Consider the following 18,009-nt stretch of genomic DNA (forward strand, 5'->3'; position numbering starts at 1 on the left):
CGATGGCCATCGAACTCATCGTCGTCGCCCGCAAACTCTGCATAGTAAAAGAGGCCTTCTTCTTCGCAGAGCCGACTGACGAAGTTGAAGTCGCTCTCTCGGTACTGCACGCAGTAGCTGCGGGCGGGATAGTCGCGACGCAGGTCGAAGCGGTAGCGGCCCTTGGCCAGTTCATGGCCGTCGAACACGGCGGTGAGGACATCGGCGACGCTGCGATCCTGGAAGATCCGGCTGTCGCGGCCGAGCTTCAGCATGGTGAGCCACGGCACCAGGGTGAGCTGGTAGTAGGTGACGCCGCCATCCTCGCCCAGCAATGCGGCCTCGCTGACCAGCCCGTGCAGCGGGCGGTAGCTGCCGTCGGCCTGCAGAATCGAGAGCCGGGCCGGCTGGGCCATCAGCGTCTTGAGCTCGATGTCGCCCTGCTGGGAGATGCAGTCGAGGGTGTAGGTGAACGGCTCGCTCACCCGCTCCTCGCCCACCAGCCGATGGGGCAGCAACGAAGCCCCGGCGATCTCCAGCGTCAGCAGCCGCTGGGACTGCGACAGCCCGATATCGAAGGTGTCGAGAAGGTCGTTGAGCATACGGCTTTCCTGATCGCGGTGGCCAAGCCGGGCGACGATGGTCAGAGGAAATGTGCAGAGGGATCAGGATAAAGAATCATGCGAGAAATGTTTGTCAGCGGTAAGCAACAAAACGTGTGAGAGATGGGCCAAAAAAACGATGCAATAACGCAAACTTCGGCCAAAAGAAGGGTTATGGAAGAATACCGATAATGCGATAGGCGAATATCCGTCGAGGTTCGCCCATCGCAGCTGTGATCCCAAACGCGAGCGAGGCGTAATCGGGCCTAGCTGGGCCTGAGAAGTATCACGCGTCAGACCACCACCCGGATCGTCATCGGTCGCTCGTCGAGATTGTCCGAGCCGCCGCGGTCGACGACCAGAAACTCGCCTTCATGCTCCAGCACCGAATGGATCGCATGCCAGGTACCGGCGCGATAGTTGACGCCCTGGCGACCGTCGGTGACGAAGGCACAGATCCTCATCGGATCGATCTCGTCTCCCGGCGGCGCCACCACGACGATGAAGCGCTCCTCGTGCAGCGGCATGAACGCCTGGCTGCCCAGCGGATGGCGCTCCAGCAGCTCGATCTCCAGCGGCAACGAGACCGGCTGGCTCACGAACACGCTGATCAGCGCTCGTGATGGCGCGTCCAGAATCTCCACCCGAGCCAGATCGTGATGTCGCTGGGTGCGCCCGTTGTTGATCGGGAAAGCGGCGCTGGTGCGCGCATCGATCACGTCCCCGAACGGCGCGAACGCCTCTGCCGTCAGGGGCCGCGCGGTCAATTCCATCATTCCGATTTCTCTCGTCGTTGTTGCCGTGGCGTTGCGGTTTTCACTCGGTTCGAGCCCATGCCGCCATTGTCTCGGGTCCAGCGCGACTCGTGCCTCCTCTTACAAGATTGGAGTCGCGACAATGATCCAAGAGGGCCATTCTATCCACAGGCATCGCGTTGTGATCCGATTGTCGAAAGGCCGTCGCCCGGGAGGCATCGTGAGCAATTTTCCCATCATCGCTACCATGCTTTCCATGGTGCTGGGGCTTTCCGTTACGCGCCTTCTTCTGGGCGCCGTCACGGTATTCCGTATTCGCCGTACCGCGAAGTTGGATTGGGTACCCATTGTGTGGGCCGTCATACTGTTCTCGATTCAGCTGGAGTTTTGGTGGGCGATCAATTCGCTCCCTGAAGTCAAAACGACGTTCTCGTTCCCGGCGTTTTTACTGCTCGTCCTGCTGACACTGTCGCTATTCGTGGCATCGGCCTTACTACTGCCGAATCGGAGCGAAGACGAGCTATGTGGGCTTCGCATCTACTTTGAGCAGGATGGTCGCTACGCGCTGCTTTCCCTCTCGACGTATCTCTTCCTCGGGTTTGTCGTCAATATCGCGTTCCTGCAAACGTCTCCCCTTGCTCTTTGGGGCGCCCTGGATCTCCTCATGATCGCGCTTCCCATCGGCGCTTTCTTTGCCAGATCGCGCAAGGTCTATTCCGCCATAGCACTGCTCTACATACCGATCAGTGTTATCGATGTCGTCATTTCACTGGCGAGCTGACGCGAAACCGAAGCCCGTGCCAATACCAGTACCAGTACCAATGCCAATGCCAATGCCAATGCCGGGGCAGGAAAATCTCAGGATCAATCGAATCGCGGTCGGCCGTTCGTCGACCTCGTAGACACTCTAAATAGCATTCTTAGTATACAAAATTTCACTTTCAGCGCAGGCATCACGACGGCTCGCGTTCCGTCCCGCGGATACTGGGTTCAACCATGCCCCCCAACCGTGCGAGCGTCGTCAATCTGCCCGCCCATCGTGCAATTCCCGCCCTCATGAGAGATCGAAAACGAGTTTCGGCGACACGCGATCGATCCTGGTTTTCACCGGCCCTCGCGATCCAGACGCTTGATGAATGCCCTAATTATCCACGCGCGACGGATTCCAGTACCACAACGACGACCTTCTACCATTCGTGGATGGCAGACATGGCACGCATCTTGTATACAAAAAATGGAATCACAATCACAAGACGGCCCCGCGGAGGGCACACGCCATGTCGCAGCATCCTCCCGGCTACAGCGATCGGCTCTACAACGCCGACCTGGCGCCAACCACGCAGAACTGGAACTGGTACAACATCCTCGCTTTCTGGCTCTCCGACGTCCACAGCGTCGGCGGCTACGTGGTCGCCGCCAGCCTGTTCGCGCTCGGCCTGGCGGGCTGGCAGGTGCTGATTTCGCTACTGGTGGGTATCTGCATCGTGCAGATCTTCGCCAACCTGATGGCCAGACCGAGTCAGAAAGCCGCAGTGCCGTTCCCGGTGATCTGTCGGCTCTCGTTCGGTGTACTGGGCGCCAACATTCCGGCGATGATTCGCGGCCTGATCGCGGTGGTGTGGTACGGCATTCAGACGTTTCTCGCCTCCAACGCCCTGACCATCGTGATCCTGCGGCTGTTCCCCGGCATGGAATCGCTGGCCGGACCCAGCTTCCTGGGGCTCTCCTACCTGGGCTGGATCAGCTTCATGCTGCTGTGGTGTCTGCAGGCGATCGTATTCTGGCGCGGCATGGATTCGATCCGGCGCTTCATCGACTGGAGCGGCCCGGCGGTCTATCTGGTGATGTTCGCGCTGGCGGCCTGGCTGGTGTGGCAGGCGGGCTGGGCCAACATCAGCTTCACCCTGAGCGATATCCAGCTCTCCCCCGGCGAACAGCTGTGGCAGATGGTGATCGCCGCCGCCATCGTCGCCGGCTACTTCGCCGGCCCGACGCTCAACTTCGGCGACTTCACCCGCTACGCGCGCACCTTCGACGACGTCAAGCGCGGCAACTTCTGGGGCCTGCCGGTCAACTTCCTGGTGTTCTCGGCGACCACGGTGATGATGGTCTCGGCGACGCTTCCGGTCTTCGGCGAAATGATCGACGACCCCATCGAGACCGTCTCGCGCCTCGACAACACCTTTATCGCCGTCCTGGGCGCCGCCACCTTCGTGACGACGACGATCGGCATCAACATCGTCGCCAACTTCGTCGCCCCGGCGTTCGACTTCTCCAACATGGCGCCGAGCAGGATCAGCTTTCGCACCGGCGGCTTCATCGCCGCCGTCGGCTCGATCTTCCTGACCCCGTGGAACCTGTTCAGCAATCCGGAGATCATCCACTACACCGTCGATCTTCTCGCGGCGGCCATCGGCCCGCTCTACGGCATCCTGATCATGGACTACTACCGCATCCGCCGCGGGCATATCGATGTCGATGCCCTGTTCAGCGTCGATCCCGACGGCCCCTACTGGTATCGCAACGGCTTCAATCCGGCGGCGGTGAAGGCGGTGGTCGCCGCATCGCTGATCGGCATCGTGATCAACTTCCTGCCGCTGGGCGATCTCGGCCACTTCTCGGTCTTCATCGGCGGCGCGCTCGGCGCGACCTTCTACTCGATGGCGATGCGCCGCGCCACCGCCGCAGCGGCCGTGGCGTCTTGATTCCAAGACCATGCTCTCCGTGAACGCTTCACGAGCTCGTCAAGCGCTTCATGGCCTCATTGAATATCTCGACGTTCTCTCCCTCTTGCCGGCGCCTTCGACGCCGGCTTTTTTCCTTTTTCCGTTGCCGCACGGTATGGCTTCACATTGCGCCACGAAGATTGTATAAAATCTACAATATTGGAAGATTCACACGTTCGACGCCCGCCGGACGTTTCGCAGGTTCGCTCAGATCAGGGGACAATCAGCATGAAGCGCATCCACGTCATCGATTCCCACACCGGTGGAGAGCCGACGCGCCTGGTCATGGACGGCTTTCCGACCTTGCCGGGAGACACCCTGGTCGAGAAGCGCGACGCGCTGCGGGGCACTCACGATCACTGGCGGCGCGCCTGCCTGCTGGAGCCACGCGGCAATGACGTACTGGTCGGCGCGCTCTACTGCGCACCGGTTACGCCAGGCGCGACCTGCGGCGTGATCTTCTTCAACAACTCGGGCTATCTGGGCATGTGCGGCCACGGCACGATCGGCCTGGTCGCATCGCTGCATCATCTCGGGATGATCCAGCCCGGCGAACACAAGATCGACACCACCGTCGGTCCGGTCAGCGCCACGCTGCACCAGGACGGCACGGTGACGGTGCGCAACGTACCCGCCTATCGCTATCGCCAGCGCGTGCCGGTGGAGGTGCCGGGCTACGGCGTGGTGCATGGCGATATCGCCTGGGGCGGCAACTGGTTCTTTCTGGTCGGCGAGCATGATCAGACGGTGACCCTGGCCAACGAGGAGGCGCTGACGGCCTTTACCTGGGCGAGCCGCCAGGCCCTGGACACACAGGCGATCACCGGTGAAAACGGCGGCCACATCGATCATGTCGAGCTGTTCGCCGACGACGCTGGCACGGAAAACCCGGCCGATAGCCGCAACTTCGTGCTCTGCCCCGGCAAGGCCTACGACCGCTCCCCCTGTGGCACCGGCACCAGCGCCAAGCTGGCCTGTCTCGCCGCCGACGGCAAGCTGGCGCCCGGCGAAACCTGGGTCCAGGCCAGCATCACCGGCAGCCGCTTCGAGGGACGCTATGCATGGGAAGACCAGGCGCAGGGCAGGGTGCGCCCGTTCATTACCGGCAGCGCCTGCATGACCGCCGATACCACCTTGCTGATCGATGAAAGCGATCCGTTTGCCTGGGGCATCACCGCGTCATAGCCGTTCGATAAGTCATTTCCGAAAGTTCATTTCCGAAAGTTCATTCCCGAAAAGCCATTCCGAAAGACATTCACGGATTCCAGAGGACAACCATGAACGACTCCATCTTTACCGGCTGCATTCCCGCCCTGATGACCCCCTGCACCGCCGACCGCACGCCCGACTACGACGCGCTGGTCGCCAAGGGTCGCGAGCTGGTCGATCTCGGCATGCGCGCGGTGGTCTACTGCGGTTCGATGGGCGACTGGCCCTTGCTGAGCGAGGCCGAGCGCCAGGAAGGCGTGGCGCGACTTGTCGCCGCCGGCGTGCCGGTAATCGTCGGTACCGGCGCGGTCAACTCGAAGGAAGCCGTCTCCCACGCCGCGCATGCGGCCAGGGTCGGCGCCCAGGGGCTGATGGTCATTCCTCGCGTGCTCTCCCGCGGTACCGCGCCCGCGGCGCAGAAGGCGCACTTCTCGGCGATTCTGAAAGCCGCCCCCGAGCTGCCGGCGGTGATCTACAACAGCCCCTATTACGGCTTTGCCACCCGCGCCGAGCTGTTCTTCGCGCTGCGTCGCGAGCACCCGAACCTGATCGGGTTCAAGGAGTTCGGCGGTGCAGACGACCTGCGCTACGCGGCCGAGCACATCACTTCTCAGGATGACGGGGTCAGCCTGATGGTGGGTGTCGATACCCAGGTGTTCCACGGTTTCGTCAACTGCAACGCCACCGGCGCCATCACCGGGGTCGGCAATGCGCTGCCGCGGGAGGTGCTGCAGCTGGTCGCGCTGAGCCAGAAAGCCGCCAAGGGCGATCCCCAAGCCCGGCGCCTGGCCCAGGAGCTGGAGTCCGCGCTGGCGGTGCTTTCCTCCTTCGATGAAGGCGTGGATCTGGTGCTCTACTACAAGCAGCTGATGGTGCTCAACGGCGACAGCGCCTACGAACGCCACTTCAACGAGAGCGACGTCCTGAGCGATGCGCAGCGCCGCTACGTCGACACCCAGTACGCGCTGTTCCGAGAGTGGTACGCGCAGTGGTCGGCGCAGCTCGACGCGGCGTGAGCCGGTCTTTCCACACCGGTCTTGCCATACCGATCTTGCAACGCTGATCTTGCAGAGCTGATCTCGAAGAAAGCACGGGCCTGAAAAGTCGGCGGGAGCCATAGGGATTGCATACAATATCCAGATTCTGCGACACGACGAGACTTCATGGCGACTTTCAAGACCCGAGCCCAGTACGTAGCGGACGATCTGCGCGAACGCATTCTCGGCGGCGAGTTCAAGGGCGGCTCACAGCTGCGTCAGGATGCGCTGGCCAAGGATTACGAGGTCAGCAGAATCCCCGTCCGTGAGGCACTGCTGACCCTGGAATCCGAGGGACTGGTGGAATTTCACGCCCATCGTGGCGCTTTCACCACCGAGCTCTCGGTGGCGGCGATTCGCGAGCTTTTCGATCTGCGCGTACTGCTCGAGACCTACGTGCTGCGCCACGCGATCCCCAATCTGACAGCGGCGGATCTCGATCACGCCGCGAGCATTCTCCGTCAGTATGATGCGGCGCTCGATTCCGGCAGCCAGATCGACAACTGGAGCGACTACAACTTCGCGTTTCATCACGCCCTGTACGCGCCCTCCGGGCTGCCCGAGACGCTGGCCATGATCGGTCAGTTGAATACCAAGTCCGGGCGTTATATCCGCATGCAGCTGGTCTACACCCGCGAGATCGAGAAGGCGGAAGTCGAGCATCGCCAGCTTCTGGAGCTGGCCCGCCAGGGCGATGTCGACAGAACCTGCCAGTTGCTGGAAACCCACATCAAGGACGCCGCGGAAGGTATCGCGGCGGTGCTGGAAAAGAGTCTGCGCAGCGCGTGAGCGCTGCCCGCCCCCCATCGATCTGGTCGTGAGGTAGCGCATGTCGGACCCATCTCATCCTGTTCCGCCCGAGACAGAGAGCAATGCCGACATCATCATTGTCGGGGCCGGTCTCGTCGGTGTCACCAGCGCCCTGGCACTGGCGCGCCGGGGCCACCGCGTGCTGGTGCTGGACAAACAGGAGCCGGGACGTGGCGCTTCCTACGGTAACGCCGGACACATGGCAACGGAGCAGGTCTTCCCGATCGCCGATGCCTCGATTCTCCGGTCTCTGCCCGGCATGCTGATGGATCCGATGGGCCCGCTGCGGCTGGACTGGAAATACCTGCCCCGCGCGCTGCCGTGGCTGACCCGGCTGGTGCTGAACCTGCGCCCGACGCCTTTCCGCCAAAGCGTTGCCGGTATCCGCGCCCTCAACGAGCGCAGTCTGGCGGCGTGGCAACGCCTGCTGGCATCGGTCGACAGCAGCCACCTGCTGAAGGCCGACGGCTCGCTGCTGGTCTACGAGAAGCCGGAGTCGCACTCGAAGCTCGAAGCGCTCGAGTCGCGCATGCGAGAACAACAGGTGCCGGTCGAGCTTTGGGATAGGGAAGCGATCCAACGCGCGGCGCCGCAGCTCTCGGACGCGCTGCTGGGCGGGCTGTTCTTTCCCGCCACGGGCCACGTGCTGGATCCGTGGCGGGTGGTCACGACGCTGGTGGAAGCCGCCCGGCACGAAGGCGTTCGTTTCGAGCAGGAAACCGTGCAGTCGACTCGGTTGACCGCGAAAGGCGCCGCCGTGACGACCCATGCCGGCGAACGCGAGGCCGGGCAGATGCTCGTCGCCTGTGGCGCCCATTCGGCAGATCTGACCGCCCAGCTCACCGGCAAGCGCGTGCCGCTGGATACCGAGCGCGGCTATCACCTGATGCTGCCCCGCGAGTCCGACCGCCTGCCCTTCGCGGTCACATCATTGGAGCGCCGCTTCATCATGACGCCGATGGAAACCGGCCTGAGGCTCGCTGGCACCGTGGAGTTCGCGGGACTGGAGGCACCGCCCAACATGGGGCGAGCGTGGCAGTTGCATCGCCTGAGCCGGGGCCTGTTCAAGGCCGATCTCGATGCCGAGGGGGCGACGCCGTGGATGGGCTTTCGCCCGTCGCTGCCGGACTCGCTGCCGATCATCGATCGCGTGTGCGACGGCCGCGTGCTGCTGGCGTTCGGCCACCACCACCTGGGGCTGACCCAGTCGGCGATCACCGCCGAGCTGATCGCCGAGCTGGCCGGCCCAGGCGAACACGCCGCGACCGTCACGCCGCCCTACCGCGACGACCTGCCGTCGCTTGAGCCCTATCGGCTTTCCCGCTTTGGCTGAACAGCGTTGATCGCCGTCAGGTCAGGCTGAGCTTCATGTGCCGGTTGACGTCCTTGTAGAGCAGATAGCGGAACGGCGTCGAACCGGCGGCATAGCAGGACTGCGGGCAGAAGGCACGCAGCCACATGTAGTCGCCGGCCTCCACCTCTACCCAATCCTGGTTGAGATGATAGACCGCACGGCCCTCGAGCACGTAGAGGCCGTGCTCCATCACGTGGGTCTCGTCGAACGGGATCACGCCGCCCGGCTGGAAGGTGACGATGGTCACGTGCATGTCGTGGCGCAGGTCTGCGGGATCGACGAAGCGCGTGGTCGCCCAGCGCCCGTCGGTATCCGGCATGGGCGTCGGTGCGATCGTCTGCTCGTTGGTCACGAACGCCTTCGGCACCTCCAGCCCACCGACGAATTCGTACGCCTTGCGAATCCAGTGGAAGCGCACCGGCGCCTCGCTCGCGTTGCGAAGTTGCCAATCGCAGCCCGGCGGCAGATAGGCGTAGCCGCCCGGTGCCATCTCGTGCGTTTCGCCCGCAAGGGTCAGCGTCATCTCGCCCTCGACCACGAACAGCACGCCCTCGGCGCCCGCATCCGGCTCCGGGCGCTCACTGCCGCCACCGGGCGAAACTTCCATGATGTACTGCGAAAACGTCTCGGCGAAGCCGGAGAGCGGTCGCGACAGCACCCATAGCCGGGTCTTTTCCCAATGCGGCAGGAAACTGGTGACGATGTCGCTCATCACGCCCTTGGGGATCACCGCATAGGCCTCGGTGAAGACCGCCCGGCCATGAATCAGCTGACTCTGAGGCGGCAGACCGCCGTGGGGGGCGTAGTAGGTTCTGTCGGGCGTGTCGTGGCTGCGCTGCGGCATGCTCTCTCCTTGTTCGGGGGCAACCCTCTTCCGTCCTCTCCAGCGGAGCATTGACGGGAAGGTCTCCAGGCCTTGTAACGCTAAGGGGCCAGTTCGTCCAGCGCCTCATACAGCTCGGCCACTTCGCCGATCCTGGACCTCCCCTGGGCCAGTCTTCGATGCAGCATGGCGTTGGCGAGCAGACTGACCAGGCTCATGGCGCTGGCATAGCTGTCGAACGCCGAGATCGTTTCCAGGGCGCACTCCAGCCGCCAGGTGACCCGATCCGCATACTTGGCCGTGGTCGGGTCGCCGATCAGCAGCACCCGCTGTTCACGAGCGGCCAGCGCTTCCACCAGCGTCTCGAACAGCCTGGGGCGACGGCGAAAGCCGATCAGCACGACCAGCGCGCCGGGCTCGAGCTCGACCAGTTCCTCGGCCAGCGACTGATTGGGCGCCGGCAGCAGACGCACATTGGCGCGCGCCTGCAGCAACTGCTGGCGCAGGTGCAGAGCCACCGGATAGCTGTTGCGATAGCCTATCACGGCAACGGCGGGTGCCTTGTCGAGCGCGCGGACGACCTCGTCGAACAGCACCGGCGTCAGCCCGTCGAGACACTGACGCAGATTCTCCTGCTCGCGCTCGGCGTGCCGGCGGAAGCGTTCGACGCCGTCGTCCAGGGCATCGGAGCGGGACGCCAGCGGCACACCGTAATGGCGCAGTTGCCGCGCATGCGCCTTGACCGCCTTGAAGTCGTCATAGCCCAGGCGCCTGAAAAGACGGGTCACGGTTGCCTTCGATACCCCGCTCAGCCGCGACAGATCGGTCGCGCTGTAGACTGCCAGATCCTCGAGATGGGCCAGAATGAAATCCGCCACCCGACGCTCCTGCGGCCCCAGATCCGGGAAATGGTGCTGCAGACGACGACCGATATGCGTCTGTGGGCTCGTTTCCGACATGATCATGGTCACTCTAGAGTACGGAGGCGATGAACTGGCTCAGTTCCGGCGTTTCGGGACGCGTGAACAGCGTCTGCGGATCGCCCGACTCGTGAATCCGCCCCTGGTGCATGAAGACCACCCGGTGACTGACGTCACGGGCAAACTTCATCTCGTGGGTGACCAGAATCAGCGTCATCCCCTCCCGGGCCAGATCCTCGAGCACCCGCAGCACCTCACCGACCAGCTCGGGATCGAGTGCCGAGGTCACCTCGTCGCACAGCAGCACCTTGGGGTTCATCGCCAGCGCACGGGCAATCGCCACGCGCTGCTGCTGGCCACCGGAGAGCTGAGCCGGATAGGCGTCGATCTTTTCCAGCATCCCCACCTTGTCGAGCACCTGCTCGGCGATCCGGCGTGCCTCGTCTCGCGGTGTCTGCTTGACCACCAGCGGTGCCAGCATCACGTTCTCGATCACCGTCTTGTGCGGGAACAGGTTGAAGCTCTGGAACACCATGCCGACGTTCTGGCTCAGCTCGCCTGGCGACATTGCCCCGCCGTCGAGGCGCTGATCGGCCAGATGAATCGTGCCCCAGTCGTGACGCTCGAGCTGGTTGAGGCAGCGCAAAAGCGTGCTCTTGCCCGAGCCGCTGCGACCGATGATCGACACCACCTCGCCGGCCTCGATCTCCAGATCGATGCCCTTGAGCACCTCCAGCTCACCGAAGGATTTATGCAGGTCTTTAACGGATACCAGCGCCATAGAGCTTTTTCTCCAGGTGACGGGCGTAGCGCGACAGCGGATAGCAGAGGATGAAGTATCCGAGCGCCACCAGCGCGAAGATGGTGAAGGGGGCAAACGCCGCATTGTTGAGCATGGTGCCGGCCTTGGTCAGTTCGACGAAGCCGATCACCGAGGCCAGCGCGGTGCCCTTGATGACCTGGACCGAGAAACCCACGGTCGGCGGCACCGCGAGTCGAAGCGCCTGGGGCAGGATGACGTGGCGCATCGACTGCAGGTAGTTCAGCCCGAGCACACGGGACGCCTGCCACTGGCCGCTGGGGACGGCTTCCACGCAGCCCCGCCAGATGTCGCAGAGGAAGGCGCTGGTGAACAGCGTCAGCGCCACGCTGGCCGCGGTCCAGGCGGAAACATCGAAGCCCAGCACGGCGGCGCCGAAATAGGCCAAAAACAGCTGCATCAGCAGCGGCGTGCCCTGGAACACATCGACATAGAGCCGAATCAGCCAGCGAATCGGCGTCAACCCGCCCATCCGCAGCAGGGTCAGTAGCAGCCCGACGATCGCGCCTCCGGTAAAGGCGATCAGCGACAGCACCACGGTCCAGCGCCCGGCCAGCAGCAGGTTGCGAACGATGTCCCACAGCGTGAAATCGGTCATGACGACCCTCCCTGGCGAAACGCGAACAGTCGTCGCCCGACGAATTCGAACGCCAGCCGCAGACCCACGGCCAGCAGCAGATAGATCAGCGTCACCACCAGATAGACTTCGAAGCCACGGAAGTTGCGGGACTGGATGAAGTTGGCGGCGTAGGTCAGATCGAACACCGAAATCTGGGACACCACCGCCGAGCCCAGCATGACGATGATGCACTGGCTGATCAGCGACGGATAAACCCGCGAGAACGCCGGCACCAGCACCACGTGGCGAAAGCTCTGCCGGCGCGAAAGCCCCAGTGCGCGGGCGGCTTCATGCTGGCCTTTCAGCGTCGAATCGATACCTGCGCGCAGAATTTCGGCGGTGTAGGCGCCAAGATTCAGAATCATCGCCAGCAGCGCCGCGGCCGTCGCGCTGATCGGCACGCCCAGCGCCGGCAGACCGAAATAGAGAAAGAACAGCTGCACGATGAACGGCGTGTTGCGGACGATTTCAACGTAGCCGCCCAGCAGGCGACTGATGACCGCTCTGGTACCGGTCGGCGAACCATCGCGGACATAGGCGACGAGAATCGCCAGCGCAATCCCGGCGGCGGTGGTGACGACGGTGAGCCACAGCGTCGTCACCAGGCCTTCGAGGATCACGTCCGTGTATGGCAGCAGCGTGGAGAAATCCAGCGTCATGGACGATCACCCGCTCAGGAGGAAAGGTCGTCGGGCAGCGCGGTGTGGAACCACTTCTGCGACATCGATTCCAGCGTGCCATCCTGCTTGGCCTGCTCGATCAGCGCATTGACGCGATCCTTCAACGCACCGTTGTCCTGCGCCAGACCGATATAGCAGGGCGAGTTCTTGATCTGGAAGACCATGGTCGGCGCCCGCTCGGCGTTACGCTCGGCGATCTGGGCCGCGACCACGTTACCGGTGGCGATATAGGAGACCTGGCCGGAAAGAAACGCGGAGATCGTGGTCGCGTTGTCCTCGAAACGCTGGATGGTGGTATCGCTCGGCGCCAGATCGGAAAGCTCCATGTCCTCGACCGAACCACGGGTCACGCCGATGGTCTTGCCGGAGAGACCCGAGGCATCGTCGATCGCCTCCGCTTCTGGCGTACCGAACACGCCGAGGAAGAACGGCGCGTAGGCGTCGGTGAAGTCGATCACCGCGGCACGCTCAGGGTTCCTGCCCAGGCTCGAGATCACCAGATCGACCTTGTCGGTCTGCAGGAACGGGATGCGATTCGCACTGGTGACGGTCACCAGTTTCAGGTCGACATCCATCTGGTCGGCCAGGTAATGCGCCATGTCGATGTCGTAGCCCTGTGGCTGCAGATCGGTGCCGACCGAGCCGAACGGCGGGAAGTCCTGCGGCACCGCGACACGCAGCGTGCCGCGCTGCTCGATGGTTTCCAGATCGCTGGCCTGTGCCGACAGGGCGGCAAGGCCGGCGGCCACGGTGCAGCAGAGTGCCAGCACGAGCTGGCGCGAGAATCGATTCTTGGCGAAAGCGAACATGCCATACCTCCTGAAGGGAGCTTTGTACGTCGTTGTGCCGGCAAAGAAACGATTGGCGACTTCTCTGCCGGGTGAGAAACGTTTGTTTCACACTGCTACGTAGCAAGCTTGGCGCCAACCTGGGTTTCAGCGTCGACGATTCAGGGGGTTAGCCAACGATCGAGGGGCCCAGTGCCTCTTCTCGACGACTCGGGCAGAGGGGACGATGATCGAACCAGAGGCACGAATCCTCTCGTTCGCACCATGAAGAAGCACGATTGGCGCCAGATTCGGTCTCTGGATTGGCGCGAAGCGATCGATCCGCTATGCGGCCGGGTGCACCGTCGCCCAGTGGCGGGCGATATCCACACGCCGGGTTATCCACACCCGGTCATGGGCTTCGAGATGATCGAGAAAGCGCTGCAACGCCCGGAAGCGCCCGGGACGCCCGATCAGCCGACAGTGCAGCCCGATCGACAGCATCTTCGGCGTCTCCGCGCCTTCTTCGTAAAGCACGTCGAAGGCATCGCGCAGGTACTGGAAAAACGGTTCGCCGTGATCGAAACCGGTCGGCGAGGCGAAGCGCATGTCATTGGTATCCAGCGTGTAGGGGACGACAAGATGCTGATGCGTCTGGCCCTGACTGTCCTCGGCCGACATCCAGAACGGCAGGTCGTCGCCGTAGTAGTCGCTGTCGTAGAGGAAACCGCCCTGGTCGAGCAGCAGACGCCGGGTGTTGGGACTGTCGCGACCGGTGTACCAGCCCAGCGGCAGCTCGCCAAAGAGTGACCGAAAGATCGCCAGCGCGCGCTCGAGATGTTCGCGCTCGACCGCTTCGGGCACGTTCTGATAATGGATCCAGCGATAGCCGTGACAGGCGATCTCGTGGCCAAGCGCCTTGAACGCCTGGGCCACCTCCGGGTTGCGCTGCAGCGCCATCGCCACGCCGAAGATCGTCAGCGGCAGGCCGCGGCGCTCGAATTCGCGCAATACCCGCCACACCCCGGCCCGGGAGCCATATTCGTAGATCGACTCCATGCTCAGGTGGCGGTCGGGATAGGCGTCGGCGCCGGCGATTTCGGACAGAAACTGTTCGGAATGGCTATCGCCATGCAGAACGCTGTTCTCGCCGCCCTCTTCGTAATTGAGCACGAACTGCACCGCCACGCGCGCCCCGCCCGGCCAGTTGGCGTGCGGTGGCGTACGGCCGTAGCCGATCAGGTCGCGAGGATAGTCTGGGGAGATCATGCGCAGCGCCTTTTTGTCTTTTGTCGAGATGGCCGTCGTCGCAAGGGTCGTCATCAAGCCTATCGCTACCGACGCCAATGACATCGATACCGGCGGCATCGATATTGTATTCAAACTCGGCTATTTTTGTGGACAAAATAACCCTATCGCGATTCGCTCGAATCGCCAAGGTGCCATGCCATGCAGATCCACGTCATCAATCCCAATACGACCGCCAGCATGACCGACAAGATCGGTGCCTGTGCCAACCACGTAGCCGCGGAGAGCACGCAGATCCACGTCAGCCAGCCGGATAGCGGCCCGGTGTCGATCGAAAGCCACTTCGACGAGGCGATCGGCGCGGTTGGCGTGCTCGAAGAAGTTCGCCGTGGCGAGGCGATGGGCATGGACGCCTATGTCATCGCCTGCTTCGGCGACCCCGGTCTGCTCGCCGCCCGTGAACTGACCCGTGCGCCGGTGATCGGTATCGCCGAAGCGGGCTTTCACCTGGCGACGCTGATCAGCACGCGTTTCTCGGTCGTCACCACACTCACGCGCACCGCGATCATCGCCGAGCATCTGCTCGACCAGTATGGGTTCCGCCATCATTGCCGCCGCGTACGAGCCACCGACCTGCCGGTGCTGGAGCTGGAAAACCCGGCGGGCAACGCTTATCAGGCGCTACTCGACGAGTGCCTGCGGGCCAAGGCGGAAGATGGCATCGGTGCCATCGTGCTCGGCTGCGGCGGCATGGCCGATCTCACCGAGCGGTTGACGCATGACCTCGGCATGCCGGTGATCGAAGGCGTCAGCGCCGCGGTGAAACTGGCGGAATCGCTGGTATCGCTGGGCCTGGGGACCAGCAAGCATGGCGATCTCGCCTTTCCACGGCCGAAGCCGTTCTTGGGCCGTTTCGCCGACTGGGGCGAGTAATCGAATCCAGCCGGAGCATTAACCGAAGATGGCTCTCAAGTCCGGCGCGTCATCGGTGCTTTCTTCAATCGACAGCGACGCCTCGATCGCCTTGAGGTGACGCTGCATGAAGGCGATCGCGCGCTCCTCCTTGCCGGTTTCCAGCAGCGTGATCAGCTCGTCGTGATCGTGGGATTCACAGCCCAGATGGCCGGAGGATCCATACACCGCCAGGATCAGCGAGGACCGCGAGCAGAGCCGTTCGATGAACTCCGCCAGCGGGGTGTTGCCGGAAAGCTCGGCCAGGCGTCGATGGAACTGGGCCGAGAGCTGGATCGCACGACTCTGTTCGCCGGTCCGCAAGGCCTGACGTTCGCTCGATGCCAGCTCGCGCAACGCCTTGGCGTCCGCCGGTTTGAGGCGCCGCGCCACCCATGGCATCAACTGGCACTCGACCAACTGGCGCGCGGCGAAGACGTCTCGCGCCTCCTCGATGCTGGGCCGGCTGACACTGGCACCACGCCGGGGGGTCAGCGTCACCAGGTATTCCAGTGCCAGGCGCTGAAGAATCTTGCGAACGCCGGTGCGACTGACATCGAACACGTCCGCCAGCGCATCCTCGCGCAGACGCGCCCCCGGCTTGAGGCGATGTTCGACGATCGCCTCACGAATCTGCTGATAGATCGTTTCGTGACGCTCGGCCCCGTCACCCGCTTTGCCGGCACCCCGGCTGCGTTTCGCCTTTGCGGGCTCTTCCATGTGATTCGCCGCGTTCGCGCTTCTTGCCATTGTCGTTCGCCCATCCAGCGCCGGTCACATCGATGATTCACGTCGTTAACGATTGTATACGCCCCGCCGTCGGATGACAGCCGCCCGGAGACAGGTGCTCAGCCCTCCACCAGCCGCCTGGCACTGGCGTTGTGTCTCGCCACCATGCGATCGAGATCGTGGCCGAGCAGTTGGCCGTGCTCGACGCGGCGTACGCCGTTAACGATCGACAGATCGACCTGCGGCGGCTGGCAGAACACCAGCGATGCCAGCGGGTCGTGCAGCGCGCCACCGGCCAGGGCCAGCGAGTCCAGCCGGAAGCCGATGATATCGGCGGCCTTGCCCACCGCGAGCTGGCCGATATCGTCACGCCCGAGCGTGGATGCGCCGCCGCGCGTGGCGAACCACAGCATCCGGCGCGCGGTGAATTCGCCCATATCACCCTGAAGTCGGCCCAGCAGCATCGCCTGGCGCGCCTCCGCCAGCAGGTGCGAGCCATCGTTGGAAGCGCTGCCATCGACGCCAAGACCGACACGCATGCCGGCCTGGTGCATCGCCATCACCGGCGCGATGCCGGAGCCGAGGCGCATGTTGGAGCTGGGGCAGTGCGCCGCGCCGCAGCAGTGGCCACCGAGGCGCGTGATCTCGTCGGCGTGCGGATGCACCATGTGGGCGAACCAGACATCACTGCCGACCCAGCCCACCTGCTCGGCGTACTCCACTGGTGTGCAGCCGAAGCGCTCGCGGCAATAGGCCTCCTCGTCGCGGGTCTCGGCCAAGTGCGTGTGCAGATGCACGCCGTAATGACGGGCCAGTTCGGCACTGGCGATCATCAGCTCGCGGGAGACCGAGAACGGCGAGCATGGCGCCACCACGATGCGGGTCATCGCCCGCTCGGCGGTGTCGTGATAGCGCTCGATGGCGCGCTGGGTGTCGGCGAGAATCGACGGCTCGGACTCGACCACGCTGTCCGGTGGCAGCCCGCCCTGGGACTCTCCCACCGACATCGAGCCCCGCGAGGCGTGAAAGCGCAGGCCGAGTTCGGAAACCGCCGCGATCTGATCGTCGATACGCGCCCCGTTGGGCCACAGGTAGGTGTGATCCGCCGCCGTGGTGCAGCCCGACAGCAGCAGTTCCGCCGCCGCGATCTGGCTGCTGGCGAACATCGACTCCGGATCGAGCCTTGCCCAGATCGGGTAATGGGTCACCAGCCAGTCGAACAGCTCGGCATTCTGCCCCGCCGGCAAGTTCCGCGTCAGCGTCTGATAGAAGTGGTGGTGCGTGTTCACCAGTCCCGGCAGGATGACCTGACCGCGCGCATCGATAACATTGTCGGCAGGACCGACGAGCCTGGCCGTGACGTCCGGCGTCGGACCGATCGCAACGATGTGATCGTCTCGGACGAGAATACTGGCATCGCGCAGCTCACGGGCGTCGTCGTCGAAGGTCGCGATCAGCTCGGCATCGCGGATCAGGGTCGTGGTCATCAGCTACCCCGGTACGTCGAATAACTGTAGGGAGAGAGAAGAAGCGGGACGTGATAGTGCTCAGCTGGCGCATCGACCGTGAACTGCAGCGGTATGCGGTCGAGGAAATGCCCCGCGCCCGACTGGCTGGCAGGTAAGCCGGATGTGTGGCCGGCCCGTAAATAGTCGCCGGCATGGAACAGCAACTCGTAGACGCCGGCGATGAAATCCTTGCCCTCCAGCAGCGGCGCCTCGCAGCGGCCATCGGCATTGGTGGTGACATCGGCCAGGCGAAGGCGAGTGCCGCCCTCCAACCGATAGAGTTCGATACGCAGATCGCTGGCGGGACGGCCAAGCGCCGTGTCCAGCACGTGCGTGGTCAGATAACCTCGAGGGGAATCGCTCATGATGGCCTCAATGGGATGATGGGCGCGAACGGCTCGAAACAGTGGATTGCCGAGCGCGCCAGGCGTTAGCCTCATTCAATTGCCTTCGTATACAAAGGTCAACCGGA

At 63.6% G+C, this 18,009-nt stretch carries 19 protein-coding genes; 7 read left to right on the forward strand and 12 right to left on the reverse strand.

Annotation, left to right across the window (positions count from 1 at the left end; translation table 11 throughout):
• The coding region (locus BTW07_RS06450; protein ID WP_144076852.1) for a type VI secretion system Vgr family protein at positions 1-581 on the reverse strand (581 nt) is incomplete at its 3' end.
• A 293-nt stretch (positions 582-874) separates the two neighbouring features.
• Positions 875-1,357, reverse strand: a complete 483-nt coding sequence (locus BTW07_RS06455; protein ID WP_075569355.1) for an ureidoglycolate lyase — start codon at positions 1,355-1,357, stop codon at positions 875-877.
• Between the two features lie 199 nt (positions 1,358-1,556).
• Here BTW07_RS06455 and BTW07_RS06460 point away from each other — a divergent pair, with 199 nt between their 5' ends.
• The 6 genes from BTW07_RS06460 to BTW07_RS06485 all read left to right on the forward strand — a co-directional run bounded on the left by BTW07_RS06460 (position 1,557) and on the right by BTW07_RS06485 (position 8,451).
• A complete protein-coding gene (locus BTW07_RS06460) occupies positions 1,557-2,117 on the forward strand; it encodes a hypothetical protein (protein WP_075569470.1) in 561 nt (186 codons plus the stop codon).
• Between the two features lie 496 nt (positions 2,118-2,613).
• On the forward strand, positions 2,614-4,041 hold the full coding sequence (locus tag BTW07_RS06465) for an NCS1 family nucleobase:cation symporter-1 (RefSeq protein ID WP_075569356.1): 1,428 nt from the start codon (positions 2,614-2,616) through the stop codon (positions 4,039-4,041).
• Positions 4,042-4,290: 249 nt separating this feature from the next.
• Positions 4,291-5,247: a 4-hydroxyproline epimerase gene (locus tag BTW07_RS06470; RefSeq protein WP_075569357.1), complete on the forward strand. Its 957-nt coding sequence runs from the start codon at positions 4,291-4,293 to the stop codon at positions 5,245-5,247.
• Positions 5,248-5,339: 92 nt separating this feature from the next.
• The gene (locus BTW07_RS06475) at positions 5,340-6,287 is read left to right on the forward strand and encodes a dihydrodipicolinate synthase family protein (RefSeq protein ID WP_075569358.1); all 948 of its coding nucleotides are present in this window, start codon (positions 5,340-5,342) and stop codon (positions 6,285-6,287) included.
• Positions 6,288-6,434: 147 nt separating this feature from the next.
• Complete coding sequence (locus BTW07_RS06480) at positions 6,435-7,097, forward strand: GntR family transcriptional regulator (protein WP_075569359.1); 663 nt, start codon at positions 6,435-6,437, stop codon at positions 7,095-7,097.
• A 40-nt stretch (positions 7,098-7,137) separates the two neighbouring features.
• Entirely contained in the window at positions 7,138-8,451 is a 1,314-nt protein-coding gene (locus tag BTW07_RS06485) for an NAD(P)/FAD-dependent oxidoreductase (RefSeq protein ID WP_075569360.1), read from the forward strand.
• Positions 8,452-8,467: 16 nt separating this feature from the next.
• Here BTW07_RS06485 and BTW07_RS06490 read toward each other — a convergent pair whose 3' ends face one another.
• The 7 genes from BTW07_RS06490 to puuE form a co-directional block, all read right to left on the reverse strand.
• Positions 8,468-9,316, reverse strand: coding sequence for a bifunctional allantoicase/(S)-ureidoglycine aminohydrolase (locus BTW07_RS06490; RefSeq protein ID WP_075569361.1), 849 nt, complete (start codon positions 9,314-9,316; stop codon positions 8,468-8,470).
• A gap of 80 nt (positions 9,317-9,396) precedes the next feature.
• A complete protein-coding gene (locus BTW07_RS06495; protein WP_244158318.1) occupies positions 9,397-10,254 on the reverse strand; it encodes a MurR/RpiR family transcriptional regulator in 858 nt (285 codons plus the stop codon).
• Positions 10,255-10,267: 13 nt separating this feature from the next.
• Complete coding sequence (locus tag BTW07_RS06500; protein WP_075569363.1) at positions 10,268-10,996, reverse strand: amino acid ABC transporter ATP-binding protein; 729 nt, start codon at positions 10,994-10,996, stop codon at positions 10,268-10,270.
• Entirely contained in the window at positions 10,977-11,633 is a 657-nt protein-coding gene (locus BTW07_RS06505; RefSeq protein WP_075569364.1) for an amino acid ABC transporter permease, read from the reverse strand. The genes BTW07_RS06500 and BTW07_RS06505 overlap by 20 nt, the downstream gene beginning before the upstream one ends.
• Entirely contained in the window at positions 11,630-12,313 is a 684-nt protein-coding gene (locus BTW07_RS06510) for an amino acid ABC transporter permease (RefSeq protein WP_075569365.1), read from the reverse strand. The genes BTW07_RS06505 and BTW07_RS06510 overlap by 4 nt, the downstream gene beginning before the upstream one ends.
• A gap of 14 nt (positions 12,314-12,327) precedes the next feature.
• Positions 12,328-13,143: a transporter substrate-binding domain-containing protein gene (locus BTW07_RS06515; protein WP_075569366.1), complete on the reverse strand. Its 816-nt coding sequence runs from the start codon at positions 13,141-13,143 to the stop codon at positions 12,328-12,330.
• Between the two features lie 303 nt (positions 13,144-13,446).
• On the reverse strand, positions 13,447-14,370 hold the full coding sequence (gene puuE, locus BTW07_RS06520; protein ID WP_075569471.1) for an allantoinase PuuE: 924 nt from the start codon (positions 14,368-14,370) through the stop codon (positions 13,447-13,449).
• Positions 14,371-14,550: 180 nt separating this feature from the next.
• Between puuE and BTW07_RS06525 the strand changes: the two genes are divergently transcribed.
• Positions 14,551-15,282: an aspartate/glutamate racemase family protein gene (locus BTW07_RS06525; protein WP_075569367.1), complete on the forward strand. Its 732-nt coding sequence runs from the start codon at positions 14,551-14,553 to the stop codon at positions 15,280-15,282.
• A gap of 18 nt (positions 15,283-15,300) precedes the next feature.
• On the opposite strand, the gene BTW07_RS06530 is transcribed toward BTW07_RS06525, so the two are convergent.
• The 3 genes from BTW07_RS06530 to uraH all read right to left on the reverse strand — a co-directional run bounded on the left by BTW07_RS06530 (position 15,301) and on the right by uraH (position 17,902).
• Entirely contained in the window at positions 15,301-16,020 is a 720-nt protein-coding gene (locus BTW07_RS06530; protein WP_075569368.1) for a GntR family transcriptional regulator, read from the reverse strand.
• Positions 16,021-16,148: 128 nt separating this feature from the next.
• Positions 16,149-17,516, reverse strand: a complete 1,368-nt coding sequence (locus BTW07_RS06535; RefSeq protein ID WP_075569369.1) for an 8-oxoguanine deaminase — start codon at positions 17,514-17,516, stop codon at positions 16,149-16,151.
• Positions 17,516-17,902 carry a hydroxyisourate hydrolase gene (gene uraH, locus BTW07_RS06540; protein WP_075569472.1) on the reverse strand — a complete coding sequence of 129 codons (387 nt, stop codon included), beginning with the start codon at positions 17,900-17,902 and terminating at the stop codon, positions 17,516-17,518. Before uraH ends, BTW07_RS06535 begins: the two co-directional genes overlap by 1 nt.
• Positions 17,903-18,009 lie beyond the last annotated feature (107 nt).

It is taken from the genome of Salinicola socius (genome assembly GCF_001937195.1).
Lineage (GTDB): Bacteria > Pseudomonadota > Gammaproteobacteria > Pseudomonadales > Halomonadaceae > Salinicola > Salinicola socius.

Excerpts from the sequence above, each read along its gene's own strand:
- puuE (WP_075569471.1), bottom strand. The coding sequence starts at position 14,370 with ATGATCTCCCCAGACTATCCTCGCGACCTGATCGGCTACGGCCGTACG.
- BTW07_RS06490 (WP_075569361.1), bottom strand. The coding sequence starts at position 9,316 with ATGCCGCAGCGCAGCCACGACACGCCCGACAGAACCTACTACGCCCCC.
- BTW07_RS06495 (WP_244158318.1), bottom strand. The coding sequence starts at position 10,254 with ATGTCGGAAACGAGCCCACAGACGCATATCGGTCGTCGTCTGCAGCAC.
- BTW07_RS06525 (WP_075569367.1), top strand. The coding sequence starts at position 14,551 with ATGCAGATCCACGTCATCAATCCCAATACGACCGCCAGCATGACCGAC.
- BTW07_RS06480 (WP_075569359.1), top strand. The coding sequence starts at position 6,435 with ATGGCGACTTTCAAGACCCGAGCCCAGTACGTAGCGGACGATCTGCGC.
- BTW07_RS06465 (WP_075569356.1), top strand. The coding sequence starts at position 2,614 with ATGTCGCAGCATCCTCCCGGCTACAGCGATCGGCTCTACAACGCCGAC.
- BTW07_RS06485 (WP_075569360.1), top strand. The coding sequence starts at position 7,138 with ATGTCGGACCCATCTCATCCTGTTCCGCCCGAGACAGAGAGCAATGCC.
- BTW07_RS06515 (WP_075569366.1), bottom strand. The coding sequence starts at position 13,143 with ATGTTCGCTTTCGCCAAGAATCGATTCTCGCGCCAGCTCGTGCTGGCA.
- BTW07_RS06470 (WP_075569357.1), top strand. The coding sequence starts at position 4,291 with ATGAAGCGCATCCACGTCATCGATTCCCACACCGGTGGAGAGCCGACG.
- BTW07_RS06455 (WP_075569355.1), bottom strand. The coding sequence starts at position 1,357 with ATGATGGAATTGACCGCGCGGCCCCTGACGGCAGAGGCGTTCGCGCCG.
- uraH (WP_075569472.1), bottom strand. The coding sequence starts at position 17,902 with ATGAGCGATTCCCCTCGAGGTTATCTGACCACGCACGTGCTGGACACG.
- BTW07_RS06500 (WP_075569363.1), bottom strand. The coding sequence starts at position 10,996 with ATGGCGCTGGTATCCGTTAAAGACCTGCATAAATCCTTCGGTGAGCTG.
- BTW07_RS06505 (WP_075569364.1), bottom strand. The coding sequence starts at position 11,633 with ATGACCGATTTCACGCTGTGGGACATCGTTCGCAACCTGCTGCTGGCC.
- BTW07_RS06530 (WP_075569368.1), bottom strand. The coding sequence starts at position 16,020 with ATGGAAGAGCCCGCAAAGGCGAAACGCAGCCGGGGTGCCGGCAAAGCG.
- BTW07_RS06535 (WP_075569369.1), bottom strand. The coding sequence starts at position 17,516 with ATGACCACGACCCTGATCCGCGATGCCGAGCTGATCGCGACCTTCGAC.
- BTW07_RS06510 (WP_075569365.1), bottom strand. The coding sequence starts at position 12,313 with ATGACGCTGGATTTCTCCACGCTGCTGCCATACACGGACGTGATCCTC.
- BTW07_RS06475 (WP_075569358.1), top strand. The coding sequence starts at position 5,340 with ATGAACGACTCCATCTTTACCGGCTGCATTCCCGCCCTGATGACCCCC.